At 65.2% G+C, this 19,393-nt stretch carries 18 protein-coding genes; 13 read left to right on the top strand and 5 right to left on the bottom strand.

The features are described 5' to 3' along the window. The first annotated feature begins 13 nt into the window (after positions 1-13). Positions 14-538: a peroxiredoxin gene (locus J2X62_RS01040; RefSeq protein WP_027496242.1), complete on the top strand. Its 525-nt coding sequence runs from the start codon at positions 14-16 to the stop codon at positions 536-538. A 3-nt stretch (positions 539-541) separates the two neighbouring features. Here J2X62_RS01040 and J2X62_RS01035 read toward each other — a convergent pair whose 3' ends face one another. Next, on the bottom strand, positions 542-664 hold the full coding sequence (locus J2X62_RS01035; protein ID WP_255032376.1) for a hypothetical protein: 123 nt from the start codon (positions 662-664) through the stop codon (positions 542-544). Between the two features lie 91 nt (positions 665-755). On the opposite strand from J2X62_RS01035, the gene J2X62_RS01030 reads away from it, so the two are divergent. Then, a complete protein-coding gene (locus tag J2X62_RS01030) occupies positions 756-1,874 on the top strand; it encodes a class I SAM-dependent methyltransferase (RefSeq protein WP_094643824.1) in 1,119 nt (372 codons plus the stop codon). Positions 1,875-1,898: 24 nt separating this feature from the next. Here J2X62_RS01030 and J2X62_RS01025 read toward each other — a convergent pair whose 3' ends face one another. After that, entirely contained in the window at positions 1,899-2,324 is a 426-nt protein-coding gene (locus J2X62_RS01025) for a hypothetical protein (protein ID WP_027496244.1), read from the bottom strand. Positions 2,325-2,521: 197 nt separating this feature from the next. Here J2X62_RS01025 and J2X62_RS01020 point away from each other — a divergent pair, with 197 nt between their 5' ends. Beyond that, positions 2,522-3,370, top strand: coding sequence for a Bax inhibitor-1/YccA family protein (locus J2X62_RS01020; protein WP_027496245.1), 849 nt, complete (start codon positions 2,522-2,524; stop codon positions 3,368-3,370). A 64-nt stretch (positions 3,371-3,434) separates the two neighbouring features. Here the strand turns inward: J2X62_RS01020 and J2X62_RS01015 are convergent, their stop codons facing one another. Beyond that, positions 3,435-4,655 (bottom strand): acetyl-CoA C-acetyltransferase, encoded by a 1,221-nt coding sequence (locus tag J2X62_RS01015; RefSeq protein WP_027496254.1) that lies wholly within the window; start codon positions 4,653-4,655, stop codon positions 3,435-3,437. Between the two features lie 72 nt (positions 4,656-4,727). After that, a complete protein-coding gene (locus J2X62_RS01010; protein WP_397517581.1) occupies positions 4,728-5,774 on the bottom strand; it encodes an SGNH/GDSL hydrolase family protein in 1,047 nt (348 codons plus the stop codon). A 62-nt stretch (positions 5,775-5,836) separates the two neighbouring features. On the opposite strand from J2X62_RS01010, the gene J2X62_RS01005 reads away from it, so the two are divergent. Beyond that, on the top strand, positions 5,837-7,222 hold the full coding sequence (locus J2X62_RS01005; RefSeq protein WP_032375640.1) for a cystathionine beta-synthase: 1,386 nt from the start codon (positions 5,837-5,839) through the stop codon (positions 7,220-7,222). Positions 7,223-7,282: 60 nt separating this feature from the next. Here J2X62_RS01005 and J2X62_RS01000 read toward each other — a convergent pair whose 3' ends face one another. Then, positions 7,283-8,455, bottom strand: a complete 1,173-nt coding sequence (locus J2X62_RS01000) for an acyl-CoA dehydrogenase family protein (protein ID WP_032388183.1) — start codon at positions 8,453-8,455, stop codon at positions 7,283-7,285. 81 nt (positions 8,456-8,536) lie between these two features. Here J2X62_RS01000 and J2X62_RS00995 point away from each other — a divergent pair, with 81 nt between their 5' ends. The 9 genes from J2X62_RS00995 to J2X62_RS00955 all read left to right on the top strand — a co-directional run bounded on the left by J2X62_RS00995 (position 8,537) and on the right by J2X62_RS00955 (position 19,298). Continuing rightward, positions 8,537-9,709 (top strand): cystathionine gamma-synthase, encoded by a 1,173-nt coding sequence (locus tag J2X62_RS00995; protein ID WP_032365667.1) that lies wholly within the window; start codon positions 8,537-8,539, stop codon positions 9,707-9,709. Further along, on the top strand, positions 9,706-10,476 hold the full coding sequence (locus J2X62_RS00990; protein WP_310176343.1) for an aspartate/glutamate racemase family protein: 771 nt from the start codon (positions 9,706-9,708) through the stop codon (positions 10,474-10,476). Before J2X62_RS00995 ends, J2X62_RS00990 begins: the two co-directional genes overlap by 4 nt. A gap of 84 nt (positions 10,477-10,560) precedes the next feature. Continuing rightward, positions 10,561-11,793 carry an MFS transporter gene (locus J2X62_RS00985; protein ID WP_032365665.1) on the top strand — a complete coding sequence of 411 codons (1,233 nt, stop codon included), beginning with the start codon at positions 10,561-10,563 and terminating at the stop codon, positions 11,791-11,793. Between the two features lie 198 nt (positions 11,794-11,991). After that, positions 11,992-13,263: an NDMA-dependent methanol dehydrogenase gene (gene mdo / locus J2X62_RS00980; RefSeq protein WP_027496261.1), complete on the top strand. Its 1,272-nt coding sequence runs from the start codon at positions 11,992-11,994 to the stop codon at positions 13,261-13,263. Positions 13,264-13,346: 83 nt separating this feature from the next. Continuing rightward, positions 13,347-14,384: a MadB family AAA-type ATPase gene (locus tag J2X62_RS00975; protein WP_032365664.1), complete on the top strand. Its 1,038-nt coding sequence runs from the start codon at positions 13,347-13,349 to the stop codon at positions 14,382-14,384. Next, positions 14,381-15,898, top strand: a complete 1,518-nt coding sequence (locus J2X62_RS00970) for a MadC family VWA domain-containing protein (protein ID WP_032371080.1) — start codon at positions 14,381-14,383, stop codon at positions 15,896-15,898. The genes J2X62_RS00975 and J2X62_RS00970 overlap by 4 nt, the downstream gene beginning before the upstream one ends. A gap of 186 nt (positions 15,899-16,084) precedes the next feature. After that, positions 16,085-17,272 carry an iron-containing alcohol dehydrogenase gene (locus J2X62_RS00965; protein WP_027496264.1) on the top strand — a complete coding sequence of 396 codons (1,188 nt, stop codon included), beginning with the start codon at positions 16,085-16,087 and terminating at the stop codon, positions 17,270-17,272. After that, entirely contained in the window at positions 17,269-18,621 is a 1,353-nt protein-coding gene (locus J2X62_RS00960; protein ID WP_310176336.1) for a MadS family sensor histidine kinase, read from the top strand. Before J2X62_RS00965 ends, J2X62_RS00960 begins: the two co-directional genes overlap by 4 nt. Next, positions 18,618-19,298: a MadR family response regulator transcription factor gene (locus J2X62_RS00955; RefSeq protein WP_057474217.1), complete on the top strand. Its 681-nt coding sequence runs from the start codon at positions 18,618-18,620 to the stop codon at positions 19,296-19,298. Before J2X62_RS00960 ends, J2X62_RS00955 begins: the two co-directional genes overlap by 4 nt. The last annotated feature ends 95 nt before the right edge of the window (positions 19,299-19,393 follow it).

The raw sequence follows: 19,393 nt of genomic DNA, 5'->3' as shown, positions 1-19,393 counted from the left end.
TACCCTCTGCGTCATGCGAATCGGACAGACCGCCCCGGATTTCGAGCTGCCCGATCATTCCGGTGAACGTCGTGCGCTCACCGAGCTCACGGCGTCGGGGCCGGTGGTCCTGTTCTTCTATCCGGCTGCGAACAGTCCGATCTGCACGGCCGAGGCGTGCCATTTTCGGGATCTGGGAGCGGAGTTCGGCAGGTTCGGTGCGCAGCGAGTGGGGATCAGCACCGATACCCGAGACAAGAACCAACATTTCGCTCTGCAGAGGTCGTTCGACTTCCCGTTGCTCTCGGATTCCGACGGTGCGGTGGCCGAACAGTTCGGAGTGCGGCGCGGCGGGTGGTTCGCCCGTAGGCGTCGACTTCGGGATTTCGAGCGCGGCCACTCGAACGTGGCTCGTCGCAGTTACCTACGGCAGTTGTTGTCCGTGAAGCGGACGACGTTCGTGATCGATCGGCACCGAACGGTGCGGATGGTGGTGCAGAGCGAGCGCGGTCACGTACACGCGACCAAGGCGCTGGAGTACCTGCGGTATCTGTCGTGAGCGTCAGTCGTTGGCACCGCTGAAGAGGGCCGTGTAGACGGCGGGCTTGGTCGCTTCGGCCGAGGCATCGGTCGATGCGTCGTCGGGGTGGCTGAAGAGCGCCTCGTTCTTGTCTTTGTGTTCCATTCCCCGAGCATGCACCTCATCGGTCGCAATAGCCACTTGCCGCGCGGAACGACCGCGCTCGGCCGGTCGCGTTCGGTGGAATACTGCCCGGGTGTCCGATGAAACGTTGTTCGAAGCTCTGCGGCGTGAGCCCGATGCCGAGGCACCCAATCTGCATGCGGTCGACGCGGCAGATCGTCTGCTGCTCGATACCGTCGACGAACTGGGGGTCGACCGCACGGCACCGATTGCTGTGATCGGTGATCGCTACGGCGCTCTGACTCTGGGTGCGGCGGCCCTGGGGTTCACCGACGTGCGAGTGCACCAGGACGCTGTTACCGGCGTACGCGCTCTGGAGCTGAACGCGGCGCGTGTGTCGATGGTCGGCACGTACACCCACCACGGGCTGGGTGCGGAACTGCTCGACGGCGTCGGCACCGTGTTGATGCAGTTGCCGCGAGGTCTGGCCGAGCTCACCGAGATCGCCGAGCACATCGCGGCGCATGCGCTCCGGAACGTCGTCGTCCTGGCCGGCGGCCGGGACAAACACATGACGCCTGCGATGAACGACATCCTCGGGCGGTCGTTCGAGACCGTCACGGCGGGTCGGGGACGGCAGAAGGCGCGGGTACTGACCGCGACCGGGGCAGTGGCGTCGGAGATGACGTATCCGGTCGACAAACGAATCGACGACCTCGGCCTGACGGTCGTGGCTCACGGCGCGGTCTTCGCCGGGGCCGGCCTCGATATCGGGACGAGATTTCTACTGGGGTTCGTGCCGAAGATGGCACCTCGCGCAACCAACGCCGTCGATCTGGGGTGCGGCAGTGGAATTCTCGCGACCGAATTGGCTCGAACCAGGCCCGGTCTCGAGGTGATCGCGACGGACCGATCCGCCGCGGCCATCGCGTCGGCCGCTGCCACCGCCGAAGCGAACGGGACCACGATCTCGGTGGTGGCCGACGACGCGATGTCGACGTTCGAGTCCCGGTCGGTCGACCTGATCGTCTGCAACCCGCCGTTCCACGAGGGCGCTGCGGTACACACAGGCGGGGCAGGCAAGTTGTTCGAGGCCGCCGGACGCGTGCTGCGGCCGGGCGGACAGCTGTGGACGGTGTTCAATACGCACCTGAACTATCGTCGGGCTCTCGCCGACGCCGTCGGGCCCACCGATCCGATGGGACGCAACACCAAGTTCACCGTCACTCGCTCGGTGCGCCCGAGCGAGTAACGGTGAAGACCAGATGCGAGAGCGTCAGGTGACGGGGCCGCCGTCTTCCGGGGTGCCGTCGATCTGGCCCCTGTCGCGCCCACGATCCTCGACGAGAGTCCCTTCGACGATCTCGGCCTGACGCTGGCCTTCCGCGTAATCGATGTCGGGATCCTCGTCGGACTCCTCGATGACGTGGTCGACCAGTTCTTCGGTCAATTCGTCGTCCGGGGTCTCGGTGATCGGGCGGTCGAGATCCTCCTCGACGGCGATGTCGGGTTCTTCTTCGCTGAGCTTGAGGTCGAGGCTCTCACCCTCGGCTGCTTCACGGGCGGTGGTGCCGAAACTGTTGGCTTCGCTCCAGTGGTCCGGGGGATCGACCACGGTGTCGCCGTCGTCGTTGCGCACCTCGTCGGAGTCGAGGCTTTCGCTTTGGTCCAAGGTCTGGTCGGGTCCGTCTTCGATTGCCATTTCCTCATAGTGCCCGTTTCGATTCGGTGTCACACACGCGGTCGTGGCTGCCTGTCGAGGGGCGACCCGGTAGAGTCCGTTTTGTCCGACGTAGAGGTTCTCGTCACGGGAACTTTTGTCCGGATGTCGAACGTTCTACTGATGACCGACGGGGAGATCCCCGGTGGGGATCAGAACTTACGAAGGGAAGAGACACGGTGCGCACCTCCAGCAACCCGGTGTTCCGCAACCTGCCCAAGCAGCAGGGCGGCGGATACGCCACATTCGGATCTGCGACGGCTGGAGCCTCGCAGGCCGCAACGTTCGGCCAGCATCCCGGAACACAGGCCGACCCGTACACCACGCAGCCCGCTCAGCGGGCCATGACGATCGACGACGTGGTCACCAAGACCGGCATCACCCTCGGTGTGCTCAGCGTCACGGCGATCATCTCGTACTTCCTGGTCTCGGGTAATCCGGGCTTGGCCATCCCCTTCGTGATCGGCGGCGGCCTCATCGGCTTCGGCTTGGTCATGTTCGCGACGTTCGGTCGCAAGATGGACAACAAGGCAATCGTGCTTGCCTACGCCGCGGCGGAAGGTGTGTTCCTCGGCGCGCTGTCGCTGATGTTCACCGACGTCTCGTTCGGCGGAGTCGGCGGATCGGCACTGATCGGCCAGGCCATCCTCGGCACGTTCGGCGTGTTCTTCGGCATGCTGATCGTCTACAAGACCGGCGCTATTCGCGTCACGCCGCGTCTGACTCGCATGATCGTCGGTGCCCTCATCGGTGTCGTCGTGCTCATGCTCGGCAACCTTGTCGCCAGCTTCTTCATGGACGGTGGATTCGGGCTGCGTGACGGCGGACCCATCGCCATCATCTTCAGCCTCGTCTGCATCGGCATTGCGGCGTTCAGCTTCCTGCTGGACTTCGACCAGGCCGATCAGCTGATCCGCGCACAGGCTCCGGAGAAGGCAGCCTGGGGCGTCGCCCTCGGTTTGACCATCACGTTGGTCTGGCTGTACGTCGAAATCCTGCGTCTGCTGAGCTACTTCCAGAACGACTAGTACTCACGCGAAAAGCCCCGCCCTTCGATTCGGAGGGCGGGGCTTTTTCGTTGTGCGTCTCGGATCAGCTGAGACGTTCGAGCACCATGGCCATGCCCATGCCGCCGCCGACACACATGGTCTCGACACCGAACGTCTTGTCGTGAGTCGTCAGGTTGTTCAGCAGAGTCGTGGTGATGCGGGCACCGGTCATGCCGAACGGGTGGCCGACCGCGATAGCACCGCCGGAGACGTTGAGCTTGTCCTCTTCGATGCCGAGGTCACGGGCGGAACCGAGGACCTGCACCGCGAAGGCCTCGTTGATCTCGAACAGGTCGATGTCGGAGATGGACATGCCCGCGATCTTCAGCGCCTTACGGGTGGCCTCGATCGGCCCCAGGCCCATGATCTCCGGAGACGTGCCGGTGACGCCGGTGGAGACGATGCGAGCCAACGGGGTCAGGCCCAGCTCCTTGGCCTTGGTGTCGCTCATGATGACGAGCGCTGCTGCGCCGTCGTTGAGCGGGCACGCGTTACCGGCCGTGATGGTGCCGTTCGGACGGAAGACAGGCTTGAGCTGGCTGATCTTCTCGTACGTGGTGCCGGCGCGAGGGCCGTCGTCGGTGGTGACGACAGTGCCGTCGGGCAGGGTCACCGGGGTGATCTCCCGCTCGAAGAAGCCGGCGTTGATGGCCTCTTCGGCGCGGTTCTGGCTGCGGACGCCCCAGCGGTCCTGGTCCTCACGGCTGATGCCGGTGAGCAGGGCGACGTTCTCGGCCGTCTGGCCCATCGCGATGTACGCGTCGGGCAGCTCGCCGTTCTCGCGGGGATCGGTCCAGCTGTCCGCGCCCTCTTCCTGTGCCTTCTTGGTACGGGCCTCGGCGTCGGCGAAGATCGGGTTGTGGCTTTCCGGAAGCGAATCCGAGCTGCCGTGGATGAAGCTGGACACGCTCTCGACGCCTGCGGAGATGAACACGTCACCCTCGCCTGCCTTGATCGCGTGCAGCGCCATGCGGGTGGTCTGCAGCGAGGATGAGCAGTAGCGCGTGATCGTCGTTCCGGGCAGTGAGTCGTAGCCGAGCTGAACCGCGACGATGCGCGCAAGGTTGTTGCCCTGCATGCCGCCGGGCAGGCCGCAGCCCAGGAGCAGGTCGTCGATGTCCTTCGGGTCGAGCGAGGGCACCTTGGCCAGCGCGGCGGCGACCATCTGAGCGGTAAGGTCGTCAGGACGAATGTCCTTGAGCGAACCCTTCATCGCCCTGCCGATCGGTGAGCGCGCGGTGGCGACGATGACTGCCTCTGGCATGAGATCTCCTTCGATATCGATACTGCTTACCTGCTCTGTTACCGCCGAGTAGGCGATGTCTCCTGATCGAACTTACAACCCCGCCGAACGGCCATCGCCACGACGTAGGAGATCCTCCGCCGCGCTGTCGATCTCGGCGTCGAGCTCGGCAGTTCTGCGCCGGAGAAAGCGGTCCACTGCGGCGGTGGCGCGGGGGATGGCTCTGCGTGATTCGGCGGCGGCGGACACCGTCGGCAGTTCGGGCAGTGGACCGCCGTGCCATACGCCGAGGGCCGAGGCGAGCACCGGCAGAATCTGTTGCGCGGCCAGCTCGTAACCCGCAGCGGACGGGTGGAAGCGGTCCGCCGAGAACATCGTGTCGGGGGCGGCCAGAAACTCCGGTGCCAGCAGATCCGCCAGGGCTACCGGATGCCCGCCGGCGCCGAGAGTCCTGGCCGTCTGGGCATGGGCCAGCCGCCGACCCCAATTGCGGACGACGGTACGCAGCGGTTGCGGAATGGCCGTCACGACACCGAGATCGGGGCACGTGCCCACGGCGACGACGCAGCCCTTGGCCGTCAATCGTTCGACTGCATCGCCCAGCCTGGCCGCTGATGCCGGAATGGAGAATTTCTTGGTGACGTCGTTCGCGCCGATGAAGATCACCGCGGCATCGGGCGGCGGGCCCGCGACGAACATGGCGTCGACCTGACCTTCGAGTCCCTTGGACGTGGCACCGGCAATTGCTTTGGTGCTCAAGCGGATTCGTAGACCGGTTTCCTCGGCCAACCCGCGGGCGAGCAGGACACCCGGGACCTCGTCGGCCACAGTGCAACCCACGCCTGCCGCGGTGGAGTCGCCGAAGATCATCAGATGAATATCTGCTGAACTTCCCATGCGCCACCGCTCGGGTGCCGCGCAGCCGGCGGTGTAGACCCCGTCGGCCTCGGGTGGCTTGGCAATGTTGCGTCCGATGACGCCGCGGGCCGCAGCGGCCTGCCCCATCAGATGTCGGTACGCGGCCCAGGACGCAGTCCCTGCTCCAGAGCCTGCAAGTACCGTCGCGGCGCTCGCTTTCGCGGCGGTACGCCATCCGCTCGCCGTCACAGATCGATCCCTCTCGTCGTGCCCCCTCACCATCGTATGCGGGTGTCGACAGCCGTGGCCGTGAGTCCGATACCTGCATCTGGGAAGATGGAGCAATGCGCATCGCACAGCACATCACCGAACTCATCGGCAACACCCCGTTGGTGAAGTTGTCCTCCGTCATCGGCGACGGCGCCGGCACGGTCGCAGCCAAGATCGAGTACCTCAACCCGGGTGGTTCGTCGAAGGACCGCATCGCCGTCAAGATGATCGACGCAGCCGAGGCCTCGGGCGAGTTGAAGCCCGGCGGCACCATCGTCGAGCCCACGTCCGGTAACACCGGCGTCGGCCTCGCGCTCGTCGCTCAGCAGCGTGGCTACAAGTGTGTGTTCGTGTGCCCCGACAAGGTCGGCGAGGACAAGCGCAACGTGCTGCGTGCCTACGGTGCCGAGGTCGTCGTCTGCCCCACGGCCGTCGCGCCCGAAGACCCCAACAGCTACTACAGCGTCTCCGACCGACTCGTCCGCGAGATCGAGGGAGCGTGGAAGCCGAACCAGTACGCCAACCCGGCCGGCCCGGCCAGCCACTACGAGACCACCGGGCCCGAGATCTGGGCCGACACCGACGGCAAGATCACGCACTTCGTCGCAGGCGTCGGCACCGGCGGCACCATCTCCGGCACCGGCAAGTACCTCAAGGAGGTCTCCGGCGGCAAGGTCAAAGTCATCGGCGTCGACCCCGAGGGATCGGTGTACTCCGGTGGCACGGGACGTCCGTACTTGGTCGAGGGTGTCGGTGAGGACTTCTGGCCGACCGCCTACGACCCGTCCATCCCGGACGAGATCATCGCCGTGTCCGACAACGACTCGTTCGACATGACTCGTCGCCTCGCCCGCGAGGAAGGCCTGCTGGTCGGCGGCTCGTGCGGCATGGCTGCTGTCGCGGCCATTCAGGTTGCCGAGCGTGAAGGCCCCGACGCGTTGGTCGTCGTTCTGCTGCCCGACGGTGGCCGCGGCTACCTGGCGAAGATCTTCAACGACTCGTGGATGTCCTCGTACGGATTCCTGCGTTCGCGGTTGGACGGCACCACCGAGGAGACCTCGGTCGGCGCAGTGTTGCGTGGCAAGTCCGGCGCTCTGCCCGATCTGGTGCACACCCACCCGTCCGAGACCGTGCGCGACGCCATCGAGATCCTGCGCGAGTACGGCGTCTCGCAGATGCCCGTCGTCGGAGCCGAGCCGCCCGTCATGGCAGGCGAGGTTGCCGGCAGTGTCACCGAGCGCGATCTGCTCAGTGCGGTGTTCGAGGGGCGCGCAGCGTTGGCCGACCCCGTTGCCAAGCACATGAGCGCGCCGTTCCCGCTGATCGGTGCAGGCGAAACCGTCTCCGACGCCACCAAAGCGCTCGGCGAGTCCGATGCGCTGATGGTCGTCGAAGAGGGCAAGCCCGTCGGCGTCATCACCCGCCACGATCTGCTCGGATTCCTCAGTAAGGGTGCCTAGGCATGTGAGTGGAACTTCGTAGCAGGCTACGAGGTTCCGCTCACAAGCGGCGCAGCCGCCTTATCGGAAAGCGCTGGAGCCCGTCAGCGCCTGCCCGATCACGAGTTGATGGACCTCGGATGTGCCCTCGTAGGTGAGGACGGATTCGAGGTTGTTGGCATGCCGGAGTACGGGGTATTCCAACGTGATTCCGTTGGCGGCCAGGATGGTTCGGCATTCACGAGCGATCTTGATGGCCTCGCGCACGTTGTTGAGCTTGCCGAGTGACACTCGCTCGCCCGGCAGTTCGCCCTTGTCCTTGAGCCGGCCCAGATGCAGCGCGAGCAGTTGACCCTTGCCGAGTTCGAGCGCCATGTTCGCGAGCTTGGCCTGGGTGAGCTGGTATCCGGCCAGCGGCTTGTCGAACACCGCGCGGGTCTTGGAGTACTCGACGGCCGATTCGATGCAGTCCCGCGCCGCGCCCATCGCTCCGAACACGATGCCGAACCGGGCCTCGTTGAGGCAGCTCAACGGTCCGCTCAGGCCGCGGGCCTCGGGCAGCATCGCGTCGGCAGGAAGCCGGACGTCGTCGAACACCAGCTCGCCCGTGATCGACGCGCGCAGAGACAGCTTCTTCTTCACCGTGTTGGCGGTGAATCCGGGGGTGTCCGTGGGGACGACGAAACCCCTGACCTTGTCGTCGGTCTGAGCCCATACGACGGCGACGTCGGCGACCGGACCGTTGGTGATCCACATCTTGCTGCCGTTGAGAATCCAGTCGTCACCGTCGCGCTTGGCTCGGGTGAGCATGCCGCCGGGGTTGGACCCGAAGTCGGCCTCGGTGAGACCGAAGCAGCCGATGAGCGAACCCTCGGCCATCCCCGGCAACCACTGCTGCTTCTGTTCCTCGGACCCGTACTTCCAGATCGCGAACATCGCCAGCGAGCCCTGCACCGAGACCAATGAGCGGATGCCGGAATCGATGGCTTCGAGTTCGAGGCAGGCCAGCCCGTACGCCGTCGCCGATGTTCCGGCGCAGCCGTAGCCCTCGAGATGCATGCCGAGCAGGCCGAGCGAGCCCAGCTCCTTGGCAAGTTCACGCGCGGGAACGGTGCCCTCGTCGAACCAGTCGGCGATGTGTGGTCGGATGCGTTCGTTGCCGAACTTGCGGACGGTGTCCCGGATCTGACGTTCTTCGTCGTCGAGGAGGGAATCGATCGCGAACAGTTCGTCGACGCTCTGGGAGTTGGCCACGGTGCCTCTTTCCGCTGGGGGTTGTCTTCGCAGGTTACCCACGCCCCTGCCGGGCGACGCAGGCCGATTAGTGTGGAGGCCATGAGTGAGCAGCGCAGCAAGGCAGACAACACCTCCTGGCAGGGCTTTTCCACGAAGGCGGTCCACGCGGGTTACGAGCCCGATCCACTGACCGGCGCGGTCAACGTGCCGATCTACGCCAGCTCCACCTTCGCGCAAGACGGGGTCGGCGGAATGCGTAGCGGATTCGAGTACGCGCGCACCGGCAACCCGACGCGTCGGCCGCTCGAGGCCAACCTCGCAGCCATCGAATCCGGTACCTACGGTCGCGCTTTCTCGTCGGGCATGGCCGCTACCGACTGCATGCTGCGGTCGGCGCTGCGTCCCGGTGACCACCTCGTCATTCCCAACGACGCCTACGGCGGCACGTACCGATTGATCGACAAGGTCTTCACCCAGTGGGGCATCGAGTACTCCGTGGCCGCGGTCTCGAACGTCGACGAGGTCCGCGCCGCGATGCGTCCGAACACCAAGCTGGTGTGGGTCGAGACGCCCACCAACCCGTTGCTCAATGTCGGTGACATCGAGGCGCTCGCGGGCGTCGCGCACGAGGGCGGGGCCAAGCTGGTCGTCGACAACACGTTCGCGTCTCCCTACCTGCAGCAGCCGTTGTCCCTCGGTGCCGACGTGGTGCTGCACTCGACGACCAAGTACATCGGTGGTCACTCCGACGTCGTCGGCGGCGCCCTGGTGACCGACAGCGAAGAGCTCGATACCGCGTTCGCATTCCTGCAGAACGGTGCCGGGGGCGTTCCCGGACCGTTCGACGCATTCCTGACCTTGCGCGGCATCAAGACCCTCGCGTTGCGGATGGAACGGCACAGCGACAACGCGGAGAAGATCGTCGAATTCCTCGACGGGCATCCGGCCATCTCGCAGGTCATCTACCCCGGCCTCGAGTCGCACCCGTCTCACGCGGTGGCCGCGAAGCAGATGCGACGGTTCGGCGGCATGGTCTCCGTGCGGCTGGCCGGGGGCAAGCAGGCCGCTCTCGATTTCTGCGCGAAGACCGAGATCTTCACTCTCGCAGAGTCTTTGGGCGGCGTCGAGTCGCTCATCGAGCACCCCGGCGCGATGACGCACGCGTCGACTGCCGGTTCGCTGCTCGAGGTCCCGGACGACCTGGTGCGTCTGTCCGTCGGTATCGAGGACGGTGCCGATCTGGTGGGCGACGTCGAGCAAGCGCTGGCATGATCGTCGCACTGATCGACTCGGGGTTGGGAATGCTCCCGACGGCTGCTCGCCTGCGTGAGTCGCGTCCCGAGCTCGATCTGGTGCTGATGATGGATCCCGACAACGCTCCGTGGGGTCCAAAACCGGATGCGTGGGTGATCGATCGGGTGGTCGGTACCGCTCGGCATGCCGTCGAACTCGGAGCCCAGGTCGTGGTGCTGCCGTGCAACACGGCCAGTGTGACGGCGTTGAGCCAGGTGCGGGCTGCGCTCGGTGATGCGATCCCCGTGGTGGGGACGGTCCCGGCGATCAAGCCCGCAGCGGCGGTCAGTGATCGGATCGCGATCTGGGCGACGGCGGCCACGACGGCAAGTGCGTACCAGGCCCGGTTGATCGACGAATTCGCCTCTCGTCGGACGGTGACCAGCGTGGCCTGCCACGGCCTGGCCGATTCGATCGATCGCGGAGACTCGACCGGAATACGTGCGGCCATCGACGCTGCGGTGGCCGCCACTCCCGACGACGTCGAGTCCATCGTGTTGGGGTGCACCCACTACCCGTTGGTGCTGGAGGAGATCGTCGCGCGTCTGCCGGACGGCGTGACGATGTTCGACAGCGCGGCGGCCGTGGCCAATCAGACGGTGCGGCGCGCGGACGAGGTCGGTTCGGCGCGGGCCGGCACCGGATCGGTCTCGGTGTGGCTGAGCGGGATCGAAGGCGTACTGCCGGAGAGTGCACATCGTTACCGCGAGGCGACGGTGCTACTCGACGGTGCGCGGGCCCGGTAGTTCCGCGCCGCCGGGGAATGCCCGGTGGGTTCGTGCGTTGTCTTTCACTGAGGTAACGGTTGTTGCAGTGGAGGGAATGAGCACATGGTCGGTGTCGACACGCGGGACGTACAGGGCAGAGCAGCGGCGCGGATTCCGCATCGATACGCCTTCTGGGTGGTCGGCGTCGCCTTCATCGTCCTCATGGCGTCCTCCGCTGCACCGTCGCCGCTGTACCCGGTGTACCAGCAGTCGTGGGGGTTCAGCGCGATCACCCTCACGGTCGTTTTCGCCGTCTATGCGCTGGCGCTGCTGCTGACTCTCCTCACGGTAGGAAGTCTGTCGGACCACATCGGACGCAAACCGATCCTGGTCGCGTCACTGCTGCTGTTGATTGTCAGTCTGGTGTTGTTCATCGTCGCCGACAGTGTCCCGGTATTGATCGCTGCTCGCGTCGTTCAGGGGATCGCCGCAGGCGCGGCGACGGGTGCCATGAGTGCGGCCATCATCGATCTGCAGCCCACCGTGTCGACCGGCCCGCTGCTCAACAGCGTCGCCCCCTCCTTCGGTCTGGCGGCAGGCGCAATCGGGGCCGGGTTGTTGGTGCAGTTGGCGCCGGCACCCGAAATTCTCGTGTTCGCCCTGTTGATCGCCGCCGCGGCAGTACTGGCCGTGGCCCTGCTGTTCGTGCCGGAGACGTCGGCGATGCGCGGCTTCGATTCCCGACGTCACCTGGCGTCGACCCTGCTGCCGCGAGCCTCGCTGCCGAAGTCGGTGCGGGCACCGTTCGTGGTCATTGCTCCTGCCCTGTTCGCGACCTGGTCGCTCGGCGGGTTCCACCTCTCGCTGGGCCCGTCGATCATCGGCACCGTCTTCGGTATCGACAACCACATCGTGGGCGGCCTGGAGATCTTCTCGCTGTTCGCCTCGGGCTCGGTAGCAGCTGTCGTCGTGCGCAACGGGCTTCCTCGCACGGTGATGATGATCGGCGCGTCGGTGCTCGCAAGCGGCGTCGCGCTGACCTTGGTGTCGGTCGAAATCGGCTCGGTCGCGCTGTATTTCGTCGGCGCTGTCGTCGCAGGATCGGGCTGGGGAGCAACGTTTCTCGGTGCGATGCGCACGCTCGGTTCGTTGGTCCCCGCTGCGGAGCGAGGTGGCGTGTTCGCCACGACATTCGTCATCAGCTACCTCGCCTTCAGCCTGCCTGCGGTGATCGCCGGTCTCGCCGTGCACCGGCTCGGATTGAGCACCACGGTCGAGGTGTACGGGGCGTTCGTCATTGCTCTTGCGTTGATCTCGGTCGTCGGGTTCTCGGTTGTGCAGCGACGAAATCGATAGCGCAGCAATCACTCCTCGATCTCCCCTCCCGAGGACGGGCACCATGTACTGCCCAATCGGATAGTCCGGCAGCGGTGTTGGAACGGTTCTGCCCTGCAGGTGTTCCGATCTCCTCTCGGTGCGGCCATGGTGGTCATCAGTGAGACGCCGATCACACACCCCAGGCGTTTCCTGACCACACTCACCGAGGAGACACCGATGGCAATCGAGCTCAATCAGATCTGGGAATTCCCCATCAAGGAGTTTCACCCGCTGCCCCGCGCCAAGCTGGGGGTCGGCGCTCACGACATGATCGGCGTCGAGGCGAAGGAACTCGGATTCAAGCGTGCCCTGCTCGTCACCACCGGACTGCGCGGATCCGGGATCATCGAGGAACTGATCGGCAAGATCGAATACCAGGGCGTCGAGGTGGTTCTCTACGACAAGGTCGAGTCGAACCCCAAGGACTACAACGTCATGGACGGTGCCGCGCTCTACCAGAAGGAGAAGTGCGACAGCGTCATCTCCGTCGGTGGCGGATCCAGCCACGACGCGGCCAAGGGCATCCGCGTCGTCGTTGCCCACGACGGCCGCAACATCAACGAGTTCGAGGGATTCTCCAAGTCCACGAACAAGCAGAACCCACCGCATATCGCCGTATCGACCACCGCCGGAACGGGTTCGGAGACGTCCTGGGCGTACGTCATCACCGACACCTCGGACATGGAGAAGCCGCACAAGTGGCTCGCCTTCGACGAGGCGTCGACACCGACTCTGGCACTGGACGATCCGCTGCTCTACTACACCTGCCCCCAGCAGTGGACCGCGTTCTGTGGCTTCGACGTTCTGGCGCACGGTGCCGAGCCGTACGTGTCGCGTCTCGATTTCGCGCCGTCGCTGGGCAACGCGATCTACTCGATCGGCCTGGTGTCCAAGCACCTTCGCGAGGCCGTCTACGACCCGGGCAATCTGAAGGCTCGTGAGGGCATGATGAACGCCCAGTACATCGCCACGCAGGCGTTCAACTCCGGCGGACTCGGTGTCATCCACTCGATTTCCCACGCGATCAGTGCGTTCTACGACAGTGCTCACGGCCTCAACAACGCCATCGCTCTGCCGCGCGTGTGGGAGTACAACCTGCCCTCACGCTACGAGCGCTACGCGGAGATCGCCGTGGCCATGGGCGTCGACACGAAGAACATGACCACCGTCCAGGCGGCCGACGCGGCAGTCGAAGCCGCCATCAGGCTCGCGAAGGATGTCGGCATTCCCGACAACTTCGGGTCGATCCGTTCTGCGACGTACGACAAGAACCGGATGAACACCGGCAAGTACGCCGGTAAGGGCGACGTGATCAAGGGTGACGAGAAGTCGGTACTCAAGATCTCCGAGCACATCCAGGAAGACTGGTGCACCCCGGGAAACCCCCGCGAGGTCACCGTCGAGTCGATGATTCCGGTCGTCTCGCACGCGATCAACGAGTCGTACTAACCGCCACCCATGTGAGCGGAACTTCGTACCCTGCTACGAAGTTCCGCTCACATGCGGCGCAGCCGCTCTTCGAAGGGAAACACATGACCTCGCTGTCGACAGTGCGTAGCGACGACACCGACACCGTTCGATTCACCGACGCTGCCGATCTGCGGAGGGCGCTCGCCGAGCAGGACTACATTGCCGACGACGACCTCGCCACCGTGGTGCATCTGGCGACAGCGCTCGATCGCCCGCTGCTGCTCGAAGGGCCGGCGGGTGTGGGAAAGACGGAGCTCGCCAAATCGCTTGCTGCGGCGAGCGGCCGCAAGCTGGTGCGCCTGCAGTGCTACGAGGGCCTCGACGACAACCGGGCCCTGTACGAGTGGGATTACGCCAAACAGCTTCTGCACGTGCAGATGCTGCGTGAACACATCGGTGCGCTGACGCAGCACGTCACCGACATCGACGACGCCTCGAAGATGCTCGCCGCCAAAGACTTCGGCCTGTATTCCGAGCCGTTCCTGTCGGTGCGTCCGCTGCTGGAATCGATCCTGTCCGAGGAGCCGGTGGTTCTTCTCGTCGACGAGGTCGACCGGACCGAGGAATCCATGGAGGCGCTGCTGCTCGAGGTGCTCGCCGAGAAGCAGGTGACCATTCCCGAGGTGGGCACCTTCACCGCACGAAGTGATCCGTGGGTCATTCTGACCTCCAACGACACTCGCGAGCTGTCCTCCGCCCTCAAACGCCGCTGCCTGCACTTTCATCTCGACTACCCCTCTGCCGAACGGGAACGGGAGATCGTCACCGCCCGCGCTCCGGAGGTACCCGATCGGGTCGCAGCCGACATCGTGGCGCTGGCAACCGAACTGCGGGCGCTGCCGCTGCGCAAGAGCCCATCGATCTCGGAGGTCATCGACGCGGCTCGTATCGCTTCGGTCCTCGGCCACACGGAGGACACCCGCAAGTATCTGCTCGCCGCGCTGGTCAAATACTCCTCGGACATGAAGATCGCGATGGCAGGCCCGGCGACGGAGACAGCCTCTGCAGCAACATCTCTCGGAGCTGTCGTCAACACGACCGCGACGGCGTTCCGGGGTCATGGTGGACGGGACAAGGGCGGCATCGGGATTCGACGATGACTGCGGTCGAGCCGTTCGCTCCGTCGGTGGTACTCGACGTGCTGTCGGCAGTGTTCGGCCGGACGCTGCGGCGGTTCGGAGTGGCGGCGTCGCCGGCCGAGGTCATCGAAGTCCGACGCGTGCTCGGGCTCCTGGGGGCACGTGACCTGACGGTTCTCCGCGCGGCGTTACGCGCCACGTGCGCGAAGTACGATCACGAACAGCAGGGATTCGATCTCGCGTTCGACTCGCTGTTCGCAGTCGGCTCGAACACTGTTGTCCACGACCACACTTCGCCGGTAGGCGCGCAGGTGGCGGGTGGCCTCCCGACCGATCTCGACGTGGGAGCCGACCAGGAGGCGGCGAAGTACGCCGAATACAACGAGCGTGCCGTCGAGATCGGAGATCTGCTCGACGCCCCCGAGGCCGACAAGGGCTTCAACCCACACAAGGACGACGACGACATCAGTCTGTCGTCGGAGGATCACGATCTGTCCATCGATACCGATGGCGACATGGGTCGACGGGGCGTGACCTACACCGTCGATCTGGAGCGTTCCGGTTCGACGGCGGCAGGGGAGTTGGCGTCGAGCACGAGCGGAGCGGTTGCAGGGCAACTGAACTGGGAGGATCCGGCAAGCATCCTGGCATGGTTCGACGCCTACGATCCCAGTAGCGTGTACGGCGATGGCGGAGATTCCGGGCCGCTGAGCGCGGCGATGTTGGACAGGATCACCGATGCCGTCGAAGCCTTCGTCGCAGCTCTGGGTGAGTTGACCGGGACGATGTCGTCACCGGTGCCGGTCGACGGCGCAGGGCGGGGGATCGACAGCCATGCCGAGATCGAACGCGCAAGTCACGAAGTGTTGCGGCACATGCGCGGGACTCCTCGGCCTCGGCCTCGCGAACACTCTCGGGGCCCGCTGGACATGCGTCGCACGGTTCGGTCGAGCCTGCGCACGGACGGCATTCCGTTTCGGTTGGTCACCAGGACACCGGTTCCGGACAAGGTTCGATTGTTGGTGCTGGCGGACGTCTCGTTGTCCGTTCGCCCGATCACCGCATTCACGCTCAGACTTGCCCAGGCGATGCACTCGCGTGCGCACCGCTGCACTGTGATGGGCTTCGTCGATTCTCCGGTGGACGTGACGACCACCTTGCTCGGGAGTACGGGCGACGGTGCTCTGGCTGCAGTACTCGCAGATGCGCGATTGGACCTCGAAGCGAGCAGCGATTACGGCAGAACCTTCGCGGACCTGCTGGACTCGCACGGAGACGTGTTGAACAAGCGCACTGCCGTGATCATCGTGGGGGACGGTCGGTGCAACGGACGGCCGCCCGGACTCGATGCGTTGGAGAAGATTCGGTCCAAGGTGCACCGCATCGCCTGGATCACTCCCGAAGCTCGTCGTTACTGGGCGCAGGCCGCGTGCTCGATGGAGGAGTACGAGCCATTCTGCGATCGAGTGGTGGTGGCACGAGACGGGCAACAGTTGGCGGCGCAGGCCGCCGATCTGGGGCATGCGCTGTCCTGACCCGACCCGTCACACCGCGTACCTGCCCGATCGGGTAGGTAGGAACCTGGCCCGGTGCTGGTGGGAACGGACCGTCTGCGCTCGTAAGGTTGTAACCTGAATCACAGGTCCGGGTCGTGTTCGGATCGAAGGACAGCGAGGGTGTGAACGGTGGACCAGGCAGCTACTGCGAACGTCGGCAAGGCGCTGCACGATCTCGATACTCGGCGCAGCCGAGCCGAGACGCCACGTGTCCTCAAGTTCCATGCGCCCGAGATCGTGTTCGGTCCGGATTCGCTCGGAGAGGTCGCGCATGCGACGCGTCGTCTCGGTGGGGTACGGCCGATGCTCGTCACGGACGCCGGCTTGATCGAGAGTGGCTGGGCCGGGCAGCTCGTCGACCTCCTTCTTGCGCAGGGGCTCGAGCCCCAGGTCTGGAGCGCACTGACGCCCAATCCCAAGGACGTCGAGATCGAGGCCGGCCACGGTTACTACGCGGACTTCGGCTGCGACGTGTTGGTGGCGATCGGGGGAGGGTCGGTGATGGATGCGGCGAAAGGGATTGCCGTCCTCGCCGGCAACGGCGGTCGAATCCTCGACTACGAGGGGGTGGATCGGGCCACCCGGCCGATCCCGCCTCTGGTGATGGTGCCCACGACATCCGGCACCGGAGCCGACGTCTCGCAGTTCTGCATCGTCACCGATACCGCGCGCTCGACGAAGATCACCATTCTCGGCCGAGCCCTGGTACCGGACATCACGGTGATCGATCCGATGTTGCTCACCACTATGCCCGAATGGCTCAACGCCGCAACCGGTTTGGATGCTCTGACGCACGGGATAGAGGCGTTCGTGTCGTTGGGCCACAACCAGCTCACCGACCATCATGCGCTCCGAGCCATCACCATGGTGATGTCACAGTTGGCTCGCACCATCGATGAGCCGACCGACATGGTTGCACGAGGGTCGATGGCGCAGGCGAGTCTGGAGGCCGGCCTGGCATTCACGAACGCGATACTCGGTGCAACGCACGCGATGAGCCACCAGGTGGGCGGGCTGCTCGATCTCCCGCACGGGGTGATCAACGGTGTGCTGCTGCCACACGTCATTCGTTTCAACGCTGCCGAGGATCCGTTGCCGTACGTGGCCATCGCGACGAGTCTCGGGCTGCCCGAGGGCAGGGCCAGGCCGGAGGAGGCCGCCATGGCCGTGGCCGATCGAGTGGACCGCCTCGCTCGTCAGGTCGGTGTTCCCGCCGGCCTGGCCGAGATCGGCGTCAGCGAGTCCGATCTCGATGTGTTGGCCACCAACGCATTACGCGATGCGTGCATGTCCACCAACCCGCGCTCGGCCACGCACCGCGAGATGGTCGATCTGTTCAGGACCGCACTGTGACAACCGGACCCGACCTCTCGTTGCTGACGGGACTGCGTTCGGGCAAGAACACGTTCTACCCCCAGTATCGCGGCGCGGCAGAACGTTTGGAACGCGTTGTCTATGCGCTGGAACTGATTTCGCGAGCGCTGGTGCGCACGGTCGACGGTCCGGAAACGCTGGTGTGCGCTGTGGCCGAGGCGGCACGAGCCCATCTGAGTGCGCGTTGGGTCGTGTTCGCTCTCGCCGACGGGGCGTTCCCCGACGCCGGTCCTCGCCGATTGGTACTCGGACCCGACGCCACACCGTTTCTGGTCGACAACGTCGAAGGGCCGCCGTTGCCGGAAGACGTCGTCGACTGCCTCGAATCGATCCGACAGTCGACGTGCGGCGACGGGCTGACCCCGGTGATCTCCGCCCATCACGCTTTCGTGCCGATCGCATACGACGGGGGTGTCGTGGGCGCTTTTGCCGCATGGACCGGTGAGCAACGTGTGCTGGACGCCACCGACGCCGCGGTGCTCAGCATCCTGGCCAGCCAAACCGCGGTGGCCCTGCAGAATTCGGCTCTGTTCCAGAGCCGAAGACAACTCCTCGAGCGCACCGAGAATGCCTACGCCGAGGCGAATCGAACAGCGGCCGACCTCGCCGCCCGCAATGCCGAACTCCTGCTGACACAAAGACAATTGGGTGCCGCACATCGGCATCAGGTGCTCGACGACGAACGCCATCGCATCGCGCGCGAACTGCACGACAGCGTGACCCAGGCCGTGTTGTCGGCCGGTATGCAGATCGAGGTATGTCGCAGCGACATCTCGGCCGACGAGCGCAGTGACAGGCTGGATCTGGCCAAGGATCTGACGCGTCGGGCAGTGGATCAGCTGCGGTCGGCGATCTATGCGCTCAATCACCCTCAGGACGCCGACCGAACGTCGCTTCCCGAAATGCTCGAACAGCTTTCGGTGGTCCACATGCCCGACGAGTTGCAGGTCTCGCTGCGGGTGGAGGGAACTCCCGTCGAGTTGAGCAGCGAATGCGAGCATGCTTTGCTCCGCATCGCCGGAGAGGCGTTGTTCAACACTGCAGTGCACGGTCATGCATCCCGGGCCATTCTTCGCTTGAGTTATTCGCTCGATCAGGTACAGCTGTCGATTGCTGATGACGGTGACGGCGATCCGGCGCACTTGCGCATGATGCTGCACATGGCCGAGTCCACCGACGTCGACGGCCGCCACCGCGGGTTGGCGAACATGGCGGCGCGCGCCCGCGAACACGGCGGGGTCTTCGAGATCCGCCGTGCCCGCACCGGGGGCGTGCGAGTGGCAGTGCGTATACCGCTCGACCCGAATTCCACGAAGGGCACAGCATGAGCGTCACAGCGATACGAGACGGCTCGCCTCAGGCGGCGCCGCCCAGGGTTCGGATCGTCCTGGTCGACGACCACGCGATCCTGCGCGACGGGCTGCGTTCGGTACTCGAGCGTGAATCGGATCTGACGATCGTGGGGGAGGCGTCGACCCGAGAGGAGGGGTTGGCCGTCGTCGCTCGGGTCACACCCGACATCGTGCTGATGGACCTCAAGCTCTCTGCCAGCTCCGATTACGAGGGTCTCGCCCTGTGTGCGCAGTTGTCCAAGGCACACAACGGAATCGGTCTGCTCGTCCTGACGACGTTCCTCGACGATCGTCTGGTGGTGGAGGCCGTGCATGCCGGTGCCCGGGGATATGTGGTCAAGGACGTCGACACCACCGAGTTGGTTCGCGCGATCCGCGCGGTGTCGCGCGGTGAGAGTGCGTTCGATTCCCGGAGCGCGTCGGCCGTCGTTCGTTCTCTCAACGGCACACCGAGCAGCATCGAGCGGCTGACCGAGCGGGAGCTCGAAGTGCTCCGGCTACTGGCAACGGGTCTGTCCAACAACATGATCGGAACACGTCTGTTCATCTCGGCGACGACGGTGAAGTTTCACGTCAGCAACATCATGCGCAAACTCGCGGTGTCCCGCCGTGCCGAGGCCGTCTATGCCGCGAGTAAACAGGGATTGATCTGAGCGATGAGCCTTCGGGCACAGAGTGCAAAGTAGACGGCGCTCGGCGTCCTGTCGGGAGCGTCCTCGCGGTGCAGGCTACGGATAACACATACCAG

Origin of the sequence: Rhodococcus sp. 3258 (assembly GCF_031456475.1) — a bacterium.
Lineage (GTDB): Bacteria > Actinomycetota > Actinomycetes > Mycobacteriales > Mycobacteriaceae > Rhodococcoides > Rhodococcoides fascians.
This window is presented reverse-complemented; position numbering and strand designations above follow the sequence as displayed.

Bases quoted from the DNA above. Each gene is read 5' to 3' on its own strand.
- J2X62_RS00985 (WP_032365665.1), top strand. From the start codon at position 10,561: ATGGTCGGTGTCGACACGCGGGACGTACAGGGCAGAGCAGCGGCGCGG.
- mdo (WP_027496261.1), top strand. From the start codon at position 11,992: ATGGCAATCGAGCTCAATCAGATCTGGGAATTCCCCATCAAGGAGTTT.
- J2X62_RS00955 (WP_057474217.1), top strand. From the start codon at position 18,618: ATGAGCGTCACAGCGATACGAGACGGCTCGCCTCAGGCGGCGCCGCCC.
- J2X62_RS00975 (WP_032365664.1), top strand. From the start codon at position 13,347: ATGACCTCGCTGTCGACAGTGCGTAGCGACGACACCGACACCGTTCGA.
- J2X62_RS00970 (WP_032371080.1), top strand. From the start codon at position 14,381: ATGACTGCGGTCGAGCCGTTCGCTCCGTCGGTGGTACTCGACGTGCTG.
- J2X62_RS01010 (WP_397517581.1), bottom strand. From the start codon at position 5,774: ATGGTGAGGGGGCACGACGAGAGGGATCGATCTGTGACGGCGAGCGGA.
- J2X62_RS01005 (WP_032375640.1), top strand. From the start codon at position 5,837: ATGCGCATCGCACAGCACATCACCGAACTCATCGGCAACACCCCGTTG.
- J2X62_RS01035 (WP_255032376.1), bottom strand. From the start codon at position 664: ATGGAACACAAAGACAAGAACGAGGCGCTCTTCAGCCACCCCGACGAC.
- J2X62_RS01040 (WP_027496242.1), top strand. From the start codon at position 14: ATGCGAATCGGACAGACCGCCCCGGATTTCGAGCTGCCCGATCATTCC.
- J2X62_RS01025 (WP_027496244.1), bottom strand. From the start codon at position 2,324: ATGGCAATCGAAGACGGACCCGACCAGACCTTGGACCAAAGCGAAAGC.
- J2X62_RS00990 (WP_310176343.1), top strand. From the start codon at position 9,706: ATGATCGTCGCACTGATCGACTCGGGGTTGGGAATGCTCCCGACGGCT.
- J2X62_RS01015 (WP_027496254.1), bottom strand. From the start codon at position 4,655: ATGCCAGAGGCAGTCATCGTCGCCACCGCGCGCTCACCGATCGGCAGG.
- J2X62_RS00995 (WP_032365667.1), top strand. From the start codon at position 8,537: ATGAGTGAGCAGCGCAGCAAGGCAGACAACACCTCCTGGCAGGGCTTT.